Source organism: Seongchinamella unica (genome assembly GCF_004354085.1).
Taxonomy (GTDB): domain Bacteria; phylum Pseudomonadota; class Gammaproteobacteria; order Pseudomonadales; family Halieaceae; genus Halioglobus; species Halioglobus unicus.
This window is the reverse complement of the sequence record NZ_SMSE01000001.1, coordinates 735,724-752,939: the sequence shown is the minus strand read 5'-3', so window position 1 is coordinate 752,939 and position 17,216 is coordinate 735,724. Positions and strand designations below refer to the sequence as shown.

Genomic DNA, 17,216 nt, shown 5'->3' with positions numbered 1-17,216 from the left:
CGCCTGCCGCTACAGCCCCGAGCCAAAATGATCCTGCAGGTGCTGGAAAAGCGCATGGGCCGGCCGTGACAGGCCGTGGCGCTTGCGGGTGAATATTCCCACCCGCCGTGCAATGGCCGGTCCATCGAGGGGCTTGCACACAATAGCCATCGCCTCCATTTGCTGGCGGCACAGCTGGGGAACCACGGCCACCCCCAGTCCCACCGACACCATGCGGCCGATGGTCGCCAGTTGCTGGGCCTCCAGCAGCTGGCCCGGACTGACGCCTGCCGTGGCCATTGCCGCTTCTGTGGTCGCCCGGGACCAGGACCCCCGGTTCATGGCGATAAAGGGCTGCTGTACCAGTTGTTGCCAGCTCAGCTGCGGTTCACCTGCCAGCGGAGAATCGGGGTGGACCAGGGCGATCCAGTGATCCTCAAACAGGGGAGTGAAGTCGACCCCGTCGAGCTGCTCCGGCTCGAAAGTGATACCCAGGTCCACATGGCCGCTGCGGACCGCCTCGATCGTATCCTCCATAACCACGTCTTCCACCCCGATGTTCAGTTCCGGGTATTCCTGCTGGAACGAGGCGAGCGCCTCCGGGAACTGGTTCATGGCAAAGGAGGGCATGACCGCCACGCTGATTTTGCCCTGTTGCAGGCTGAAACTGCGGCCCAGGTCGTCAAAGGCCTCATCCCAGTCCGCCAGCAGCCGACGGGCCGTGGGCAGGAAGTTACGCCCCTCGGGGCTCAATTCCAGGGAGCGGGTAGAGCGGGAAAACAGGCTGCCACCCACCTCCTGTTCCATTTTCTTGATGGCCACACTCAGCGCCGACTGGGACAGGTGCAGCAGCTCCGACGCCTCGGCGAAGGACTGGCTGCGGGCGAGGGTGGCGAAGGCCCGCAGTTGGCGAAGGGTAATATTCATATACAAAAACGAATAATTAATTGAAATATACTATTTGATGAATATATGGCAATGACGCATATTGCGCAACCAGCGAAGGAGGAGACGATATGAACAAGCCCCTGTGGCGCCCCAGCCAGCAACGCATCGATGCGGCCCAGATCACCCGGTTCCGGCACTACCTGCAGGCCGGTGGCCACGAGGTGGGATCGACCTATGAGCATCTCCACCGTTGGTCGATAGACCAGCCGGAGGCGTTCTGGCGGGCGATCTGGGATTTTGCCGAGGTCATTGGCGAAGGGGACCTTAAGCCGGAGCTGGTGGATGGCGATAAGTTCCCGGGAGCTCGCTGGTTTCCCCGGACCCGGTTGAATTTTGCCGAGAACCTGCTGCGCTGCCGCGATGAACGACCCGCGCTGGTTTCATTGCTGGAAAATGGCGAGCGTTCCGAGCTGAGCTACCAGCAGCTCTATCGGCGGGTGGCCCAGCTGGCCGCCACCATGCGCAGGCTGGATCTGAAGCCGGGCGACCGGGTGGCCGGTTTCATGCCCAATATCGAGGAGACGGTGATCGCGATGCTGGCCGCCTCCAGCATCGGGGCGGTCTGGTCGTCCTGTTCGCCTGACTTCGGCATCAATGGCGTGATGGACCGCTTCGGCCAGATTGAGCCGCGTGTGCTGTTTGCCGCTGATGGTTATTATTACAACGGCAAGGCCTGCGATTCCCTGGAGCGGTTGGCGGCCATCCGCGCGCAAATCGACAGCATTGAAAAAGTCGTGGTGGTACCGGTGCTGTCGCAATCTCCTGATATCAGCGCGATCGACGACGCTGTCCTGTTCCCTGACTTCCTCGACCCCGACGCGGAGGAGGTCGAGTTTGAGCGCCTTCCGTTCGATCATCCGCTGTACATCATGTACTCCTCGGGAACCACCGGGGTGCCCAAGTGCATTGTTCATGGTGCCGGAGGGACGCTGCTGCAGCACCTCAAGGAACACCGCCTGCACGTGGACATGACGCCAGAGGATGTGCTGTTTTATTTCACTACCTGTGGCTGGATGATGTGGAACTGGCTGGTCACCGGACTGGCGAGCGAGGTCACCCTGGTGCTTTACGACGGGTCTCCCTTTGCCGATGACGGCAAGCTGTTACTCGATGCGATAGACCGCGAGAAAATCAGCGTTTTTGGCACCAGCGCCAAGTTCATCGCCGCCCTTGAGAAATCCGGGCACAAGCCGGCGCAGAGCCATGATCTCGCCAGCGTGAAGACGATTCTCTCTACCGGCTCGCCCTTGTCCCACGAGAGTTTCGAGTACGTGTATCGTGATTTCAAAACGGATGTCTGCCTGGCCAGCATCTCGGGCGGCACCGATATCCTGTCCTGCTTCGTCTGCGGCGCGCCGACCCTGCCGGTCTATGTGGGAGAAATCCAGGCTGCCGGGCTGGGTATGGCAGTGGAAATCTGGAATGACGAGGGCCAGCCCGTGTACCAGGAGAAGGGAGAGCTGGTGTGTACCAGGCCGTTCCCCTGTGCCCCGATCGGCTTCTGGAACGACCCCGACGGCAGCAAATACCGCGGCGCCTATTTCGAAAGCTATCCCAATATCTGGGCCCACGGAGACTACGGTGAAATAACCGAACACGGTGGTTTCATTATCCACGGGCGTTCCGACGCGGTGCTCAATCCCGGTGGCGTGCGCATTGGCACTGCGGAAATCTACCGCCAGGTCGAGCGGGTGGAAGAGGTGGTGGAGAGCATTGTTATCGGCCAGCAGTGGCAGGACGATGTGCGCGTGATCCTGTTCGTGGTGTTGCGTGAAGGCATCACTCTGGATGACGAACTCAGGGCCAGGATTCGCCAGTCGATCCGCGAAAATACCACCCCGCGCCATGTGCCTGCGGTGATTGTCCAGGTGAGCGATATTCCCCGCACCATCAGCGGCAAGATTGTCGAGCTGGCGGTGCGCAACGTGGTCCACAACCGTCCGGTGAAAAACACCGATGCCCTGGCCAACCCGGAGGCCCTGGAACTGTACCGGGATCTGCCCGAGTTACAGGCCTGAACAGACCTGTTTTCCCGCGGGCGTTCTGGTAAAGTTGCGCCCGCAAATTTGTATTGATTTGATCGAAAGCCCGGAGAATCCCGATGAGTGATCGCGAAGTAGTAGTTTTAAGCGGTGTTCGTACCGCAATCGCCGATTTTGGCGGCAGTTTGAAAGATGTTCCCCCCACTGAGCTGGCCGGCCAGGTGGTTGCAGAGGCCGTCAGGCGCTCGGGCCTGCAGGGTGAGGACATTGGCCATTGCGTCATCGGCTCCGTCACCCACAGCGATCGCCGCGATATGTACATGGGCCGGGTGGCCGCGCTCAAGGGTGGACTGCCGATCGAGACTCCCGCCCTGACCGTGAACCGCCTGTGCGGCTCCGGCTTGCAGGCCGTGATTTCCGCCGCCCAGATGGTGTTGCTCGGTGACTGTGATGCGGTGGTTGCCGGTGGCGCAGAATCCATGACCCGGGTGCCTTACTGGTTGCCCCAGGCCCGCTTTGGCGCCCGCATGGGTGACGGCACCATGGAGGATCCGATGATGGGCGCCCTGACCTGCCCCATGGGGGATACTCACATGGGCATTACTGCTGAGAACCTGGCTGAGAAGTACGATGTCAGCCGTGAGGAACAGGATGAGTTGGCCGCCGAGAGCCACCGCCGGGCCCAGCGCGCTATCGAGGGCGGCTACTTCAAGGAGCAGATCCTGCCCATCGAGATCAAGACCCGTAAAGGCGTCACCGTGTTCGACCAGGACGAGCACGTACGCATGGATGCCACCGCCGAAAGTATGGCGAGCCTGCGTCCGGCCTTCAAGAAAGACGGCACCGTGACCGCGGCAAACGCCTCGGGCATTAACGACGCCGCCGCTGCCCTGGTGATGATGGAGAAAAGCGCCGCCGAGGCGCGTGGCCTCAAGCCCATGGCCCGCCTGGTGGGCTACTCCCTGGCGGGTGTTGACCCCTCAATCATGGGTATCGGTCCGGCTCCCGCCGTCCGCCAGCTGCTGGAGAAAACCGGCGTGGCCCAGGACGACGTGGATGTCTGGGAGTGCAACGAGGCCTTTGCCGCGCAGGCGCTGTCGGTGGTGAAAGAGCTGGGCCTGGCCCCGGCGAAAGTGAACCCCAATGGTTCTGGTATCTCCCTGGGGCATCCGATAGGTGCCACCGGCGCGCTGATTACGATCAAGGCGCTGTATGAGCTGGAGCGTACCGGCGGTCGCTACGCGGTGTCCACCATGTGTATTGGCGGCGGCCAGGGTATTGCGGCGCTGTTTGAACGGCTTTGATGCTCAACCAGCAGCAACAATCCCGCTACGACCGCCAGGTTGCCGGCTGGCTGCTGCTGTGCGCGGCGGTCATCTTCGGCATGATCACGCTCGGCGGGGTAACCCGGCTCACCGGCTCCGGCCTGTCCATGGTGGAGTGGAAGCCCCTCATGGGGGTGATACCGCCCATTGGTGAGGAGGCCTGGCAGGAGACCTTTGACAAGTACAAGCAGTACCCCGAGTACCACAAGGTCAACCGCGGCATGGACCTGGACGGCTTCAAGTCCATTTTCATGTACGAATACCTGCACCGGGTACTGGGGCGGGTGATCGGTGTCCTGTTCTTTGTGCCCATGGTGTTCTTCGCCGTCAAGGGCAGGGTGCGGGCCGGCATGATGCCGAAACTGTGGATCCTGTTTGCGCTAGGCGGATTGCAGGGTCTGCTCGGCTGGTACATGGTCAAGAGCGGGCTTGTGGATAACCCGCGGGTGAGCCAGTACCGGCTCACCGCCCACCTGGGGCTCGCCGTGGCCATTTACGCCTACATGTTGTGGGTGGCCTTTGATCTGCTGTTCCCGGGCAAGCCGGGTAAGCACCCCAGGGCGGGTTTCTCCCGGGTGCTGGTGGGTTTGATCTACCTGATGATCCTGAGCGGTGGCCTGGTGGCCGGAACCCGCGCCGGTTTTGCCTACAGCACCTGGCCGTTGATGGGCACCAGTTTCATTCCCGCGGGGCTGTACGCCATGGAGCCGGCCTGGCTGGCGATGTTTGAGGACATCACCACGGTGCAGTTCAATCACCGGATGTTTGCCTACCTGCTGTTTGTGCTGGTGCACCTGTTCGTCTGGCTGAGCTGGCGGAATGGCCTGGGCAGTCGCGGTAAACTGGCCATGGTCCTGTTGCTGGCGGCGTTGTGGCTACAGGTGGTGTTGGGAATCGGCACACTGCTGCTGCATGTGCCGGTGTGGTTGGCGGCGGCTCACCAGGCCGGGGCGGTGCTGTTGTTGTCCGCCACTCTGTTTAGCAGCCACTACCTGGTCAAACAGGCGAGTTAGACTAGGAGAGGAAGCGGTAACCGTCCTCGTCGTCGTGGCGGCGGCCGTGGTTTTTGCGACGGTCGTCCTTACCCGGCTCAAAGCGCACATCGGTGCGACGATCGAGGCCGGTTCGACGATGTCCGCGGCGGCGCTCCACACCCATGTACTTCTTCTGACCGTCTGTGCCCGCGCTGCCCGAACCGGTGCCAACATCCCTGACTTCAAATTGTGCTCGTTCTGACATGATGCAACCTCGGTGTTTCCTGTTCTGGCCCTGATGTCAGTATAGTCTGGACCACACAGGCTGCCATGGCAGTCACATTTGCCCCGGAATGTGAAACAGCTCACATTTTGGGGCACCATCCGCTCAAAAACCCATTTTTGCCAGCGCTTCCGCCACACTCGGGCCCTCCATGGTGACGTGCTCCCGCGCCTTGACCTGGTTCGGCTGGATGTCGTTCACGTTGGTCATGAACTGGCTGTACCACTTGCGGACCAGGTTGATCGGGCCATCGCCATCGCACAGCAAGGGGTTGTCGATGATGCACTTGTTGTTCCACACCGCCACGTCCTGGTGGAAGGACTCGATATTCTTCTCCATGTATTCCTCGACCATGGCCTTGTTCTGGGTCTCGGAGAGGCCGGGATCCTTTCTCATCATCACCCCGAAATTGATCACGAATTCGCTCATGTCGGTGGGGATATGGCTGACCAGCAGGTGGACCTTCATCGGGTGACCGTCCATCAGCCCGGTCATGGTCGTGGTCATGTAGGCCGGCCCCTCATAGGTGGCCACGGAGGTGATCAGTCCCTCGTCTCCCTCGGTCAGGATTTCGTGCCCGCCGACCATGTACTGGACGAACTTGTGGCCTTCCATGGTGTTCCTGAACGATTTGACCGAGGAATAGTGGATGGGGCCGAAGTGGGCCATGTCCGCCATGTTGTCCACCAGTTCCCGGCCCAGCGACTGGATGGGGATGGCCTCCATCTCCCAGTCGGTCCAGTCTTCGGCATACCAGTCGTCCAGGGTGGCGGGCTCCTGTTCCGCAATCGGGGGATTACCCTCCGGGTCCTGCCAGACGAACACCAGTCCGTTTTTCTCCAGCACCGGCCAGGACTTGATCACCGCCTTGTCGGGAATTTTCCTGGCGTAGGGGATGTCGTCACAGACACCGTCGGCGCCCCAGCTCCACAGGTGGAAAGGGCACAACACCGAGTTGTCCCTGACCTCGCCACCGCACAGGTCCCCCCCCATATGCGGGCAGTAGGCGTCGAGGATGTGCACCTCACCGTCCTCCTTGCCCCGGTAGGCCACCAGCCTGGTGCCGAAAACGTTCAGCGCCCGCGGGGTATGGCCGACGCTGTTGGCGTGGCCGATAACATACCAGCCGCGAGCATAGCGCTCCTCACGCTCGTCAGTCCTGATCACGTAGGGTTCGGGTTTCTCTGTCGTCGCTTGTTGTGCTGCAGTCATTGCGGGATCTCCCTAGAGGAAAAAGTCGGTATTTTCGGCGCCCATCATCACCCCGCCCACATTGCGGCCGAACTTGAAGGGGTTGTTGGCCACGTGCTGGCGGCCGGCGTTAATATCCAGCCAGGCGCGGTTGAGGGGGTGGTCACGGAAAATGCCCTGGGCGCCGCAGGCGTTAAACATCAGGTTGATCGCCTCGGTGCATTTGCGAGACACCAGCGCGGCGTCAAAACGCATCTTGATGCGCTCCTCGATGGCCAGTGGGCTGCCCGAGCGGGCGGCATCGACCATCTTGTCGAAATTGCGGAACATGATGGTCTGGCACTCGTCCACCGCGGCAATGCATTCGGCCAGGGCCATTTGCGCATCCGGGTCGGTGGCAATCTTGTTGCCGTCGTTGAGACCAACCCGGTCCCTGTTGACCTGCACGTAGCTGTCGATCACCCCCTTCAGGCAGCCGATGCTGGAGGAGGACACAGCGCGGACGAAAATCTGCCCGAAGGGCAGCCGGAAGATGTAGTGATCGTTGACCGCATTGCCCGGGCTGTTGCACTCGAAACCGTGGATAGAACGGTGGGTGCGATGCTCGGGCACAAAGGCGTCTTCCACGGTAATGTCGTGGCTGCCGGTGCCCTCCAGGCCGGACACATTCCAGTTCTCGACGATCTGGTAGTCGCTCCGGGGAACGAGGAAAGTGCGGTAGTCGGGGGCGTCCCCCGGTTTGGCCGGCGGAACCATGGCGCCGAGGAAGGCCCAGTCACAGTGTTTGGAGCCGGAAGAAAATCCCCAGTGCCCCGACAGTCGGTAACCGCCCGCCACAGGGGTGACCTTGCCCACCGGCATATAGGAGGAGGAAATCAGGGTGGAGTCATCCTCCCCCCAGACCTCCTGCTGCGCCTGGTCATCGAACAGGGCCAGCTGCCAGTTGTGGATGGCGACCACGCCCAGCACCCAGGCAGTCGACATGCAGCCTTCCGCGAGAATCATCTGCACCCGGAAGAACACCTCCGGGTCCATCTCGAAGCCGCCGTAGCGTGCCGGCTGCATGATCCGGAAAAAGCCGGCCTGCTGCATGGCGTCCACGGTGGCCTGGGGCAGGTGGCCGAGGGCGGCCGTTTCTGCGCTGCGCTCGCGCAGGGTGGGCACCAGGTCGCGAGCGGTCTGGTAGAGCTGTTCGGCCTGGGTGATTTGCGGGGCGTTCATGGCGTCTTCCTCGTGGTAACTGTCGTTGATGGCAGTCACTATGGAGACAGGATAACTGGCCCACATACCTCATTTTGGCTAAAGCCGGTGGGGGCTTGATCTGGGTCAATATGAGAAGAAATGCCGGTATTTTTACCTGTACCGTGAAGGGGCTTGTGCCAAACCGGGTAAAAACAGCATATATGTCCAGAATTGTGACCTGGGCCGCACTCCCCGCGTAGTAAATGGACGGCTTCTGCCTTATGCTCTCTGGCCAAATAATTGTTTGTATTCAGCAGCTTAGTAAATGTTGCCTGAAACCGCAGGATGAGCGGTAGGGCACGCTGACGACGTCATTGGAGTGGAACCAAGGGATGACCCGCACCGAAGATCCTCTGCTGCAGTGCCTGCTGGCACTGTGCCGCTATCACGGCAATGCCTCCACGGCAGAGGCGGTGATGGGCGGCCTGCCCGTGGACAGCGGCCAACTGACACCGTCCCTGTTTGAGCGGGCCGCGAGCCGCGTGGGCCTGACCAGCCGGATCGTGTACCGCAATCCCCGCGAGATCGAACCGGCGCTGCTGCCCGCGGTGCTGCTGCTGGAAGATGAGCGCGCCTGCCTGCTGATGGGCTGGGACAACGAGGGCGAGACCGCCCGGGTGGTCTACCCGCAGCTCAACGAGGCGGTGGTCGAGGTGCCGGCAGAGGAGTTGCTCGCCCGCGCCATTGACACCGTCATTGTTTGCCGCCCGCGCTTCCGCTTCGACCAGCGCGCCCCCCGTACCGGCACCTCCGATCGCGGCCACTGGTTCTGGGACGCCATGCGCGCCAACATGCCCATCTACCGGGATGTGCTGCTGGCGGCATTTTTCATCAACGTGTTTGCCCTGGCGTTGCCGCTGTTCACCATGAACGTCTACGACCGGGTAGTGCCCAACTACGCGGTAGAGACCCTGTGGATGCTGGCGGCGGGGGTGATTATCGTACTCATCGCGGATATCAGCCTGCGCAGCATGCGCGGTTATTTCCTGGACCTCGCCAGCCGCCGGGTGGATATCAAGCTTTCCGCGCTGATTATGGAGCGGGTGCTGGGCATTCGGCTGGAACACCGGCCCCAGTCGGTGGGGTCCTACGCGGTCAACCTGCGTTCCTTTGAAACGGTGCGGGATTTCATCACCTCCGCCTCGGTGACCACCATTATCGACATTCCTTTCGCCCTGATCTTCATCGCGGTCATCGCCTGGATCGCCTGGCCGATCCTGATTCCGCTGGGGATAGGCCTGCTGGTGGTGCTCGGCTTTGCGCTGTCGGTGCAGGGCAAGCTGAAAGAACTGGCCGAAACCACCTACCGCGCCGGCGCCATGCGCAACTCCACCCTGATCGAGTCGCTGGTCGGGCTGGAAACGATCAAGGCCATGGGGGCGGAATCCCGCATGCAGCGCCGCTGGGAGGACACCACCGCCTTCCTCGCCCATGTGGGGGTGCAGCTGCGGCTGCTGTCCAGTTCCGCGATCAATGTCACCCAGTGGTCGCAGCAAATGGTGACCATGTTTGTCATTGTCACCGGTGTCTACCTGATTACCGCCGGCGAGTTGAGCATGGGTGGGCTGATCGCCTGTACGATGCTGTCCGGTCGCATCATGGCGCCCTTTGGCCAGCTGGCGGGCCTGATTACCCAGTATCACAACGCCGAGATCGCGCTGAAGTCGCTGGATGAAGTGATGGCAAAGCCGGTGGAACGTCCCGATGGCGCCCAGTTCCTGTCGCGGGAAATGTTCAACGGCGACATTGAATTCAAGAATGTGTCCTTCGCCTATCCCGGGGCGGAGATGGAATCCCTCAGCGGGGTCTCCTTCAAGATCAGGCCGGGTGAGCATGTGGCGATACTGGGCCGGGTCGGGTCCGGCAAGTCAACCCTGGAAAAGCTGGCCATGGGACTTTACCAGCCCACCGACGGGGCGATCATGATCGACGGCATCGACCTGCGCCAGCTGGACCCCACCGAGCTGCGCTCCCGGGTGGGTTATGTGCCCCAGGATGTCACCCTGTTCTATGGCAGTCTGCGGGATAACCTGACCCTGTCCGATCCACAGGTATCGGACGCTGCGCTGGTGCGGGCGGTGGAGATCGCCAACCTGGCGGATTTCGTCAACCGCCACCCGCAGGGCTTTGACATGATGGTGGGCGAGCGGGGAGAGTCTCTTTCCGGTGGCCAGCGCAAGTCGGTGGCCCTGGCCCGGGGGGTGATTAACGAGCCGCCCATCCTGTTGATGGACGAACCCACCGGCTCCATGGACCATTCCACCGAGATCGCGGTGAAAAAACAGCTGCAGGAGTTCGTCAAGGGCCGCACCTGGCTGGTGGTCACCCACCGCAACTCGCTGCTGGAAATGGTGGACCGGATCATCGTTATCGACAATGGCAGGCTGGTGGCCGACGGCCCGCGTGACAGCGTGATCCAGGCTCTGCAGCAGGGCAAGATAGGTAAAGCCCAATGAGCGAACAACAGAAACCCGACGCGATGCCCGATGAGGCCCCGGTGAAGCGTGGCCCCGGTCGCCGCCTGATCGACCGCTTGTTCTCGCCCTGGATGAAGGACGTCAATACCGCGCCCTACGACTGGCAGCAGGACGTGCACCGGGCGTTTGTGGAGCAGCAGCCGCTGCGCGCCCGGGCATTGCTGTATATGGTGGCGGCGATAGTCATCGGCCTGGTGATCTGGGCGGCACTGGCGGAGATCGATGAAGTCACCCGCGGCCAGGGCAAGGTGATTCCCTCACGCCAGGTGCAGGTGATCCAGTCCCAGGATGGCGGCGTGGTCACCGAGATACTGGTGCGCGAAGGTGACGAGGTTAAGCAGGGCCAGTTACTGGTAAAGCTGGACCAGACCCGTTCCCAGTCCTCCTTCAGGGAAAACCGGGCGGAGTTCCAGGCCCTGGCGGTAAAGCTCGCCCGCCTGCAGGCGGTTATCGACAAGGCCGAGTTCAATCCGGAACCCTCCCTGGTTGAGGCGGTACCGGGCATTGTCAGTCAGGAGCTGGCGCTGTTCGAGTCCAGCCAGGCGGAACTGGCCCTGCAGCAACAGATCGCTGAAGAACAGTTGCTGCAGCGTCGCCAGGAGCTGATCGAGGTCACCGCGCGGGAGCGGCAGGCCGCGCGATCATTGGAGCTGACAGAGCAGGAATTGTATTTGACGAGGCCCATGGTGGCATCGGGCGCCGTTTCTGAAGTGGAGATATTGCGCCTGGAGCGGGAAGTGAACCAGCTCAGTGGTGAGCGCAAGCAGGCTGCGGCGCAAATCAGCCGCATTGAATCGGCCATCAAGGAAGCCCAGCGCAAGGTCGCCACGGTTGAGCTCGAGTTCGTCAACGAGGTCCGCGAGGAAATGGCGGATACCATTACCCGCATGAATGCGCTGCGCGAGGCGGGCCTGGGGCTTTCCGACCGGGTCAAGCAGACTGCGGTGCGCTCTCCCGTCAACGGGACCGTCAAGCAGCTTTACTACCATACCATCGGCGGAGTGGTGCTGGCGGGCAAGGAAATTATCGAGGTGGTGCCGGCGGACGATACCTTGCTGCTGGAGGTGCGCATCAGGCCCAAGGACATTGCCTTCCTGGTACCGGGGCAGAAAGCACTGGTGAAATTTACCGCCTACGACTTCGTGGTGTACGGCGGCCTGGACGGCGTGGTTGAACACATAGGGGCGGATACCGTCATGGATGAAGAGGGCAATCCATTCTACGAGGTACTGGTGCGCACCTATGAGTCCGGCCTCGCCGAGGACAAGCCGATTATTCCCGGCATGACGGTGGAAGTGGATATCCTCACCGGCAAGAAGACCATTCTCGCCTACCTGATGAAGCCGGTGTTGCGAGCCAAGCAATACGCGATGACGGAACGCTGATGGAGCACTTGTTTATCACCCCGGCCGGCAGGTTGCGGGAGCGCTGGAAACAGGCGTTCCCCGGCGCCCGTGCCGCTGTGGCGGTTGCCGAGATTGGTGAGGCGACCTCCGGGCCGCGGGGCATTGTCTGGCTGGATATTGCCTCCCTGCCACCGGCCGAACGCTCAGCCGAGGTGCAGGCGGCAGCGGCCTTTGGCTGGCCCGTGGTCGTCATGGCGGCGACCCCCGGAGAATCCGAGGCCTTCCAGCTACTCAACCAGGGTGCGGTGGGTTATTGCCACGTCAAGGCCGCACCGGAGCAATTGCGAGAAATCGCCCTGGTGGTCGAACACGGTGGCTTCTGGATGCCCCCCGAACTGATGCAGCGCTTTATTGCGCTTTCCACCCGGGTGGTCCCCACCGAGGCGCCGGTAGAGCCCGAGTTGAACGAATTGACCTCCCGGGAGCTGATGGTGGCCGAGCAAGTGGCCCACGGCGCCAGCAATCGTGAAATCGCTGCGGCCCTGGATATCACCGAGCGCACGGTGAAGGCCCACCTGTCCGCCATTTTCGAAAAGCTGGGCGTCCGCGACCGGGTGCAGCTGGCCCTGGCAATGAACAATATCCCCACCTACAGCACCGTCAACTGAGCGATCTTCCCTCAGTCCTTCACCACATATTGCCCTTTTTTTTTGCCACACTGTCGTCATCCCGGCGCATGCCGGGATCTATCTGCTGTTTTCGCGAGTCCCCCGTCATTCCCGCGGCTCCCCCGTCATTCCCGCGGCTCCCCCGTCATTCCCGCGCTCCCCCGTCATTCCCGCGCTCCCCCGTCATTCCCGCGCTCCCCCGTCATTCCCGCGAAAGCGGGAATCCAGGTAGCCATACACTGGCGATTACTGTCCCGTGCATAATCAATCAACATGTCGTTCGCGGCACTTACTTCGGCGTTCTACCACAACAACCACTGGATTCCCGCTTTCGCGGGAATGACGGCGCAAATCGCGGAGATGTCGCCATAAAGGCGGGTATGACGGAGTAAATCGCAGGTATGACGGGAGACGTGGGAAAGGCGAATAATTGCCCTCGCTCTATTCCTGACCCTCCCAAATGTGACCCCCATCACAATCCCGAACACCCGTCCGCCTACCTGTCCAAAAGTACAATGTGCATCCCCGGAAGGGGGCGTAGTATCGGTGATCCAAAGTCCAACAAGTGTCAGATTTGACTGTGGCCTGACGGCCCGCCAAGGAGAAAAAGATGGAACCTGTAGCGATTGCGACTGTAGTAGCAGTGACCGGCAAAGCTTATGCAAGGAATGCGGACGGCGAATTACGCGAAATTCGCCCTGGTGATGTCCTGATGGAAGGCGAGACGATTGTCACCCCGGATGGGGCGACGGTAGAGCTTTCCCTGTCTGATGGCAGCCCGCTGGTGGTTGCCGATATGCCCGAAGTGACCCTGACCCCCGACCTGGTGGCCGACACTGCCCCCGGCGCCGACGAGAGCGCCGTACAGGACGAGACGGTTGAGCAGGTGCTGGCCGCGTTGGAAAGCGGCGAAGACCTGAGCAACGTGCTGGACGCGACCGCCGCCGGCCCCGGTACCGCCAGCGGACCTGGCGGGGATGGCCACAGCTTTATCCGCCTGGGCCGGATTGTGGAAGAGACCGACGAGTTCAGCGGTATTGTCGGCACCCAGGCCGCCGAAGAAGAAGCCATCCTTGATGACAACTTTGTGCCAGTGGACGCCATCGACGACTCTGCCACCACCGACGAAGGTGTGCCGGTTACTGTCCAGATCGAAACCAACGATATTTTTGTTGAAGGTGAGGACGTTGTCTCCATTACCCAGCCGGAGAACGGCGTGGCGGTACTGAATGATGACGATACCGTGACCTATACCCCCAACGAAGGTTTCAGCGGCGTTGACACCTTTACCTACACCGCAATTAACCCGAATGGCACCCAGGGTGACACAGCGGTCGTTACCATCACGGTGCTTGCCGAACCGGCGCCCCCGCCGCCCGTACTGCCGGTGATCAATATCGGCGACGATGTCGTTGTCGAAGGCAACACGGCAGAGGTCACCATTTCCCTCGACAAGACCTGGAGCGAGGACGTCCAGGTTGACTTTATCACTTCGGATGGCACTGCCGTGGCCAGCGTTCTGGGCGGCGACTACGACGCAAAGTCAGGCATGGTGACTATCCCGGCAGGCTCCACTTCGGTGGTGGTGACGTTCGTCACCAACGAAGACAACCTGCGCGAACCCACCGAGTTTTTCAATGTAACGCTGAACAACGCGGTCAATGCTGTGATCGGTGACGGCGATGGCATCGTGGAAATTATTGATGTTTATCAGGAGCCCACGATTTCAATCGGTGACGACATTGTTGTCGAAGGCGAAACCGCCTCGGTAACCGTCTCCCTCTCCCGTGCGGTGGAAGAGGCCGTAACCGTGGACTTTGTCAGCGCCGACGGTACCGCGCTGGTAGTCGACGGCGATTACCTGGGCACCTCCGGGACGCTGACATTCCAGCCCGGCCAGACTGCGCTGAACGTCACTGTGGTTACCCTGGACGATGCGGCGGAGGAACCCACCGAGAATATGTTCATCAACCTGAGCAATGCCAGTAATGCGGTGATTGCTGATTCCCAGGGTGAGGTGACCATCATCGACAACGACGATCCGCCGCCTCCCCCTGGCGAAGTCGCTGTGCAGGGAGGTTCAGCAGAGGGGGACGAGCAATTCCTGCCGACAGGACGCTCCACACTGTCGCCGTCTGACAAGAACGACAACCTGTCCAGAGACGGTTCGTTCACCCTGACCGCGCAAGATGGCCTGGACTTCATCACCATCCAGCCGGGTGCGATTGTGGCGGGAGAGTTGGTTGTCGGTTCGCCGGTCACCATCGCCGATGGCGGTGCACTCACCGGTGCCGTGGTCAATATCGGGCCGATCGAAATTTCCTTCACGGGGTTGTCTGGCCCAAATGCCTCCGGCGAATACACCGTCAACTATACGGCTACGCTGACCGGTACGCTGGAAAATATAGTAACTACCAGTGGCGAACCGGCCGACGTGGCTGCTCTGGACACCGTGGTGATTGGGGTCCAGATTGTGGTCGGTGATGTGCAGGGCGATACCGCCTCGGCGATCCAGACCGTATCGATTGTCGATGACGTACCCGATTCACAGCTGAGCGCACTGGGAGAGGCCATTGCCAACAGCGAGGCCTTTGAGGGCGACATCCCGACACTCATTGTGGATGAAACCAGCGGACAGCAGGACAATCCTGAAGATACCGATGCCGATCGGCAGTCCAGCGCTGATTTCAGCGCTTTCTTCAGGAACGACACCAATGGCTCCACCGCCACGGTTGATGACGACGTGGTATTCGGCGCAGATGGCGCCGGCAGCGTCGGGTACGCCCTGACCCTGTCCAGTGGTGGCGCCGACCTGCCCGCAGACGGTAGCGTGGGTGTCGAGTCCGGTGTATTTGCCGCCTCCGGCCCAGGCGCTGGCGAACAGATTATGCTGCACAACAATGCCGGTGTGATCGAAGGTCGCGCCGGTGGTGCCGTGTACTTCACCATTGAAGTTGACCTGGACAGTGGTTTGGTAACCTTAACGCAGACCGATGCCGGTTCAATCGAGCACCCGGACGCGCCGGACAATCACGACGAGATTGTTTCGCTCACCGGCGAAGGTGATGGTGAGGAGGGAGGCTCAGTATTTTACGCGATCCAATTGACCCAGACCGTATTCGATTCCGAAGGCGACAACGATAGCGAAACCGTCGCATTGACCGGTGACCTGTCCAACGGTGCCAGCGAGGAAGGGGTCTTTGCCTTTAACTTTAGTGATGATGGTCCAGTTGCGACCAACGATGGCCTGCTGGCGACGCTGAGCGAGGACGCCAGCGGTGCGGTGATCGGCACCCTGAATGACCTGCTGGGCGATGATTCCTACGGTGCGGACGGTGCTGCTGCGAGCAACAGCATTACGATCGCCCAGGGCAGCCTGGGCGGCACGGTGGTGATCAACGGTAATAATCTGGAGTACACCTCGGCGCACAACGTGGCCGATGGTGATACCGACACAGAGACCTTTGTTTACACCATCACTGATGGTGACGGGGACCAGACGACAGCGACGTTTACGGTTGACCTGACCGATCGCGGCTTTACGGCCAGTGCGGATACGAACCTGGTGGCTGACGAGGACGACATCAGCGGAGCGGGTGGTAACCCGGCTGGTCCGGGGGATGATCCCCAGTCACTGGTGGGTGCGATCACCTACGACATTGCTGACACCCCGGTTGACAGTGTGACGCTGTCCACTGGTGCGACGGGCCTGAGCACGCTGGATGGCACCGAGGTGGTGACCACCTTTGTGGCGAACGGCGCGGGTGGGCAGCTGGTGGGTTACAAGTCGGGCGGTGATCCGACGAATGCCAATGACCAGGTGTTCACCATTACGCTGAGCAACGTGACCAATACCGGTGCGACGTACACGCTGGCGCTGTTGCAGCCGTTGCTGCATCACGCGGTGGATGCGGCAGACGATGTTGAGACGGATACCATCCCGTTCACGGTGAACGTGGTGGTTGAGGACAACGACGGCAGTACGGCGAACACCAGCTTCACGGTGATGGTTGACGACGATACGCCGGTGGCGATTGATGACGGCCTGCTGGCCGGAGGTACCGGGCTGCTTGAGTCTGCGACCAATGTGACGATCGGTACGGTTGCTGAGTTGTTGAGCAGTGTGGGTGAGGGCTACGGTGCAGACGGTGCCGGCAGTGTCACTATCGCCAACAGTGGCGTTGGCAGCCTGGGCGGTACGGTGACCATCGATGGTGGCGGCAACCTGGTGTACACCTCGAATGCCAACGTTGCGGATGGCCAGACCCTGGAAGAGACGTTCACCTACATTATTACGGATGCGGATGGCGACCAGGATACAGCGACCTTCAAGGTGTCGCTGACGGACCGCGGCTTTACGGCCAGTGCGGATACGAACCTGGTGGCTGACGAGGACGACATCAGCGGAGCGGGTGGTAACCCGGCTGGTCCGGGGGATGATCCCCAGTCACTGGTGGGTGCGATCACCTACGACATTGCTGACACCCCGGTTGACAGTGTGACGCTGTCCACTGGTGCGACGGGCCTGAGCACGCTGGATGGCACCGAGGTGGTGACCACCTTTGTGGCGAACGGCGCGGGTGGGCAGCTGGTGGGTTACAAGTCGGGCGGTGATCCGACGAATGCCAATGACCAGGTGTTCACCATTACGCTGAGCAACGTGACCAATACCGGTGCGACGTACACGCTGGCGCTGTTGCAGCCGTTGCTGCATCACGCGGTGGATGCGGCAGACGATGTTGAGACGGATACCATCCCGTTCACGGTGAACGTGGTGGTTGAGGACAACGACGGCAGTTCG

11 protein-coding genes are annotated in these 17,216 nt (G+C 61.3%); 7 read left to right on the top strand and 4 right to left on the bottom strand.

The annotated features are described in order from the left end of the window. Positions 1 to 9: 9 nt before the first annotated feature. On the bottom strand, positions 10 to 906 hold the full coding sequence (locus E2F43_RS03240; RefSeq protein ID WP_133209490.1) for a LysR family transcriptional regulator: 897 nt from the start codon (positions 904 to 906) through the stop codon (positions 10 to 12). Between the two features lie 89 nt (positions 907 to 995). Here E2F43_RS03240 and E2F43_RS03235 point away from each other — a divergent pair, with 89 nt between their 5' ends. The 3 genes from E2F43_RS03235 to E2F43_RS03225 all read left to right on the top strand — a co-directional run bounded on the left by E2F43_RS03235 (position 996) and on the right by E2F43_RS03225 (position 5,247). Next, positions 996 to 2,945, top strand: a complete 1,950-nt coding sequence (locus E2F43_RS03235; protein ID WP_133209488.1) for an acetoacetate--CoA ligase — start codon at positions 996 to 998, stop codon at positions 2,943 to 2,945. Positions 2,946 to 3,028: 83 nt separating this feature from the next. Beyond that, positions 3,029 to 4,213: an acetyl-CoA C-acyltransferase family protein gene (locus tag E2F43_RS03230; RefSeq protein ID WP_133209486.1), complete on the top strand. Its 1,185-nt coding sequence runs from the start codon at positions 3,029 to 3,031 to the stop codon at positions 4,211 to 4,213. Further along, positions 4,213 to 5,247, top strand: a complete 1,035-nt coding sequence (locus E2F43_RS03225; RefSeq protein WP_133209484.1) for a COX15/CtaA family protein — start codon at positions 4,213 to 4,215, stop codon at positions 5,245 to 5,247. Before E2F43_RS03230 ends, E2F43_RS03225 begins: the two co-directional genes overlap by 1 nt. 1 nt (position 5,248) lies before the next feature. Here E2F43_RS03225 and E2F43_RS03220 read toward each other — a convergent pair whose 3' ends face one another. The 3 genes from E2F43_RS03220 to E2F43_RS03210 all read right to left on the bottom strand — a co-directional run bounded on the left by E2F43_RS03220 (position 5,249) and on the right by E2F43_RS03210 (position 7,903). Beyond that, positions 5,249 to 5,473 carry a hypothetical protein gene (locus E2F43_RS03220; protein WP_133209482.1) on the bottom strand — a complete coding sequence of 75 codons (225 nt, stop codon included), beginning with the start codon at positions 5,471 to 5,473 and terminating at the stop codon, positions 5,249 to 5,251. A 123-nt stretch (positions 5,474 to 5,596) separates the two neighbouring features. After that, on the bottom strand, positions 5,597 to 6,703 hold the full coding sequence (locus E2F43_RS03215; RefSeq protein ID WP_133209480.1) for a 3-ketosteroid-9-alpha-monooxygenase, oxygenase component: 1,107 nt from the start codon (positions 6,701 to 6,703) through the stop codon (positions 5,597 to 5,599). 12 nt (positions 6,704 to 6,715) lie between these two features. Further along, entirely contained in the window at positions 6,716 to 7,903 is a 1,188-nt protein-coding gene (locus E2F43_RS03210; protein WP_133209478.1) for a flavin-dependent monooxygenase, read from the bottom strand. 353 nt (positions 7,904 to 8,256) lie between these two features. Between E2F43_RS03210 and E2F43_RS03205 the strand changes: the two genes are divergently transcribed. From E2F43_RS03205 to E2F43_RS03190, 4 genes are all read left to right on the top strand, one after another. Beyond that, the gene (locus E2F43_RS03205; RefSeq protein WP_133209476.1) at positions 8,257 to 10,380 is read left to right on the top strand and encodes a type I secretion system permease/ATPase; all 2,124 of its coding nucleotides are present in this window, start codon (positions 8,257 to 8,259) and stop codon (positions 10,378 to 10,380) included. Next, entirely contained in the window at positions 10,377 to 11,786 is a 1,410-nt protein-coding gene (locus E2F43_RS03200) for an HlyD family type I secretion periplasmic adaptor subunit (protein WP_133209474.1), read from the top strand. Before E2F43_RS03205 ends, E2F43_RS03200 begins: the two co-directional genes overlap by 4 nt. Continuing rightward, positions 11,786 to 12,415, top strand: coding sequence for a response regulator transcription factor (locus E2F43_RS03195; protein ID WP_133209472.1), 630 nt, complete (start codon positions 11,786 to 11,788; stop codon positions 12,413 to 12,415). Before E2F43_RS03200 ends, E2F43_RS03195 begins: the two co-directional genes overlap by 1 nt. A gap of 610 nt (positions 12,416 to 13,025) precedes the next feature. Beyond that, the coding region (locus E2F43_RS03190; protein WP_133209470.1) for a retention module-containing protein at positions 13,026 to 17,216 on the top strand (4,191 nt) is incomplete at its 3' end.

Excerpts from the sequence above, each read along its gene's own strand:
- E2F43_RS03200 (WP_133209474.1), top strand. The coding sequence starts at position 10,377 with ATGAGCGAACAACAGAAACCCGACGCGATGCCCGATGAGGCCCCGGTG.
- E2F43_RS03235 (WP_133209488.1), top strand. The coding sequence starts at position 996 with ATGAACAAGCCCCTGTGGCGCCCCAGCCAGCAACGCATCGATGCGGCC.
- E2F43_RS03195 (WP_133209472.1), top strand. The coding sequence starts at position 11,786 with ATGGAGCACTTGTTTATCACCCCGGCCGGCAGGTTGCGGGAGCGCTGG.
- E2F43_RS03210 (WP_133209478.1), bottom strand. The coding sequence starts at position 7,903 with ATGAACGCCCCGCAAATCACCCAGGCCGAACAGCTCTACCAGACCGCT.
- E2F43_RS03240 (WP_133209490.1), bottom strand. The coding sequence starts at position 906 with ATGAATATTACCCTTCGCCAACTGCGGGCCTTCGCCACCCTCGCCCGC.
- E2F43_RS03215 (WP_133209480.1), bottom strand. The coding sequence starts at position 6,703 with ATGACTGCAGCACAACAAGCGACGACAGAGAAACCCGAACCCTACGTG.
- E2F43_RS03220 (WP_133209482.1), bottom strand. The coding sequence starts at position 5,473 with ATGTCAGAACGAGCACAATTTGAAGTCAGGGATGTTGGCACCGGTTCG.
- E2F43_RS03205 (WP_133209476.1), top strand. The coding sequence starts at position 8,257 with ATGACCCGCACCGAAGATCCTCTGCTGCAGTGCCTGCTGGCACTGTGC.
- E2F43_RS03230 (WP_133209486.1), top strand. The coding sequence starts at position 3,029 with ATGAGTGATCGCGAAGTAGTAGTTTTAAGCGGTGTTCGTACCGCAATC.
- E2F43_RS03225 (WP_133209484.1), top strand. The coding sequence starts at position 4,213 with ATGCTCAACCAGCAGCAACAATCCCGCTACGACCGCCAGGTTGCCGGC.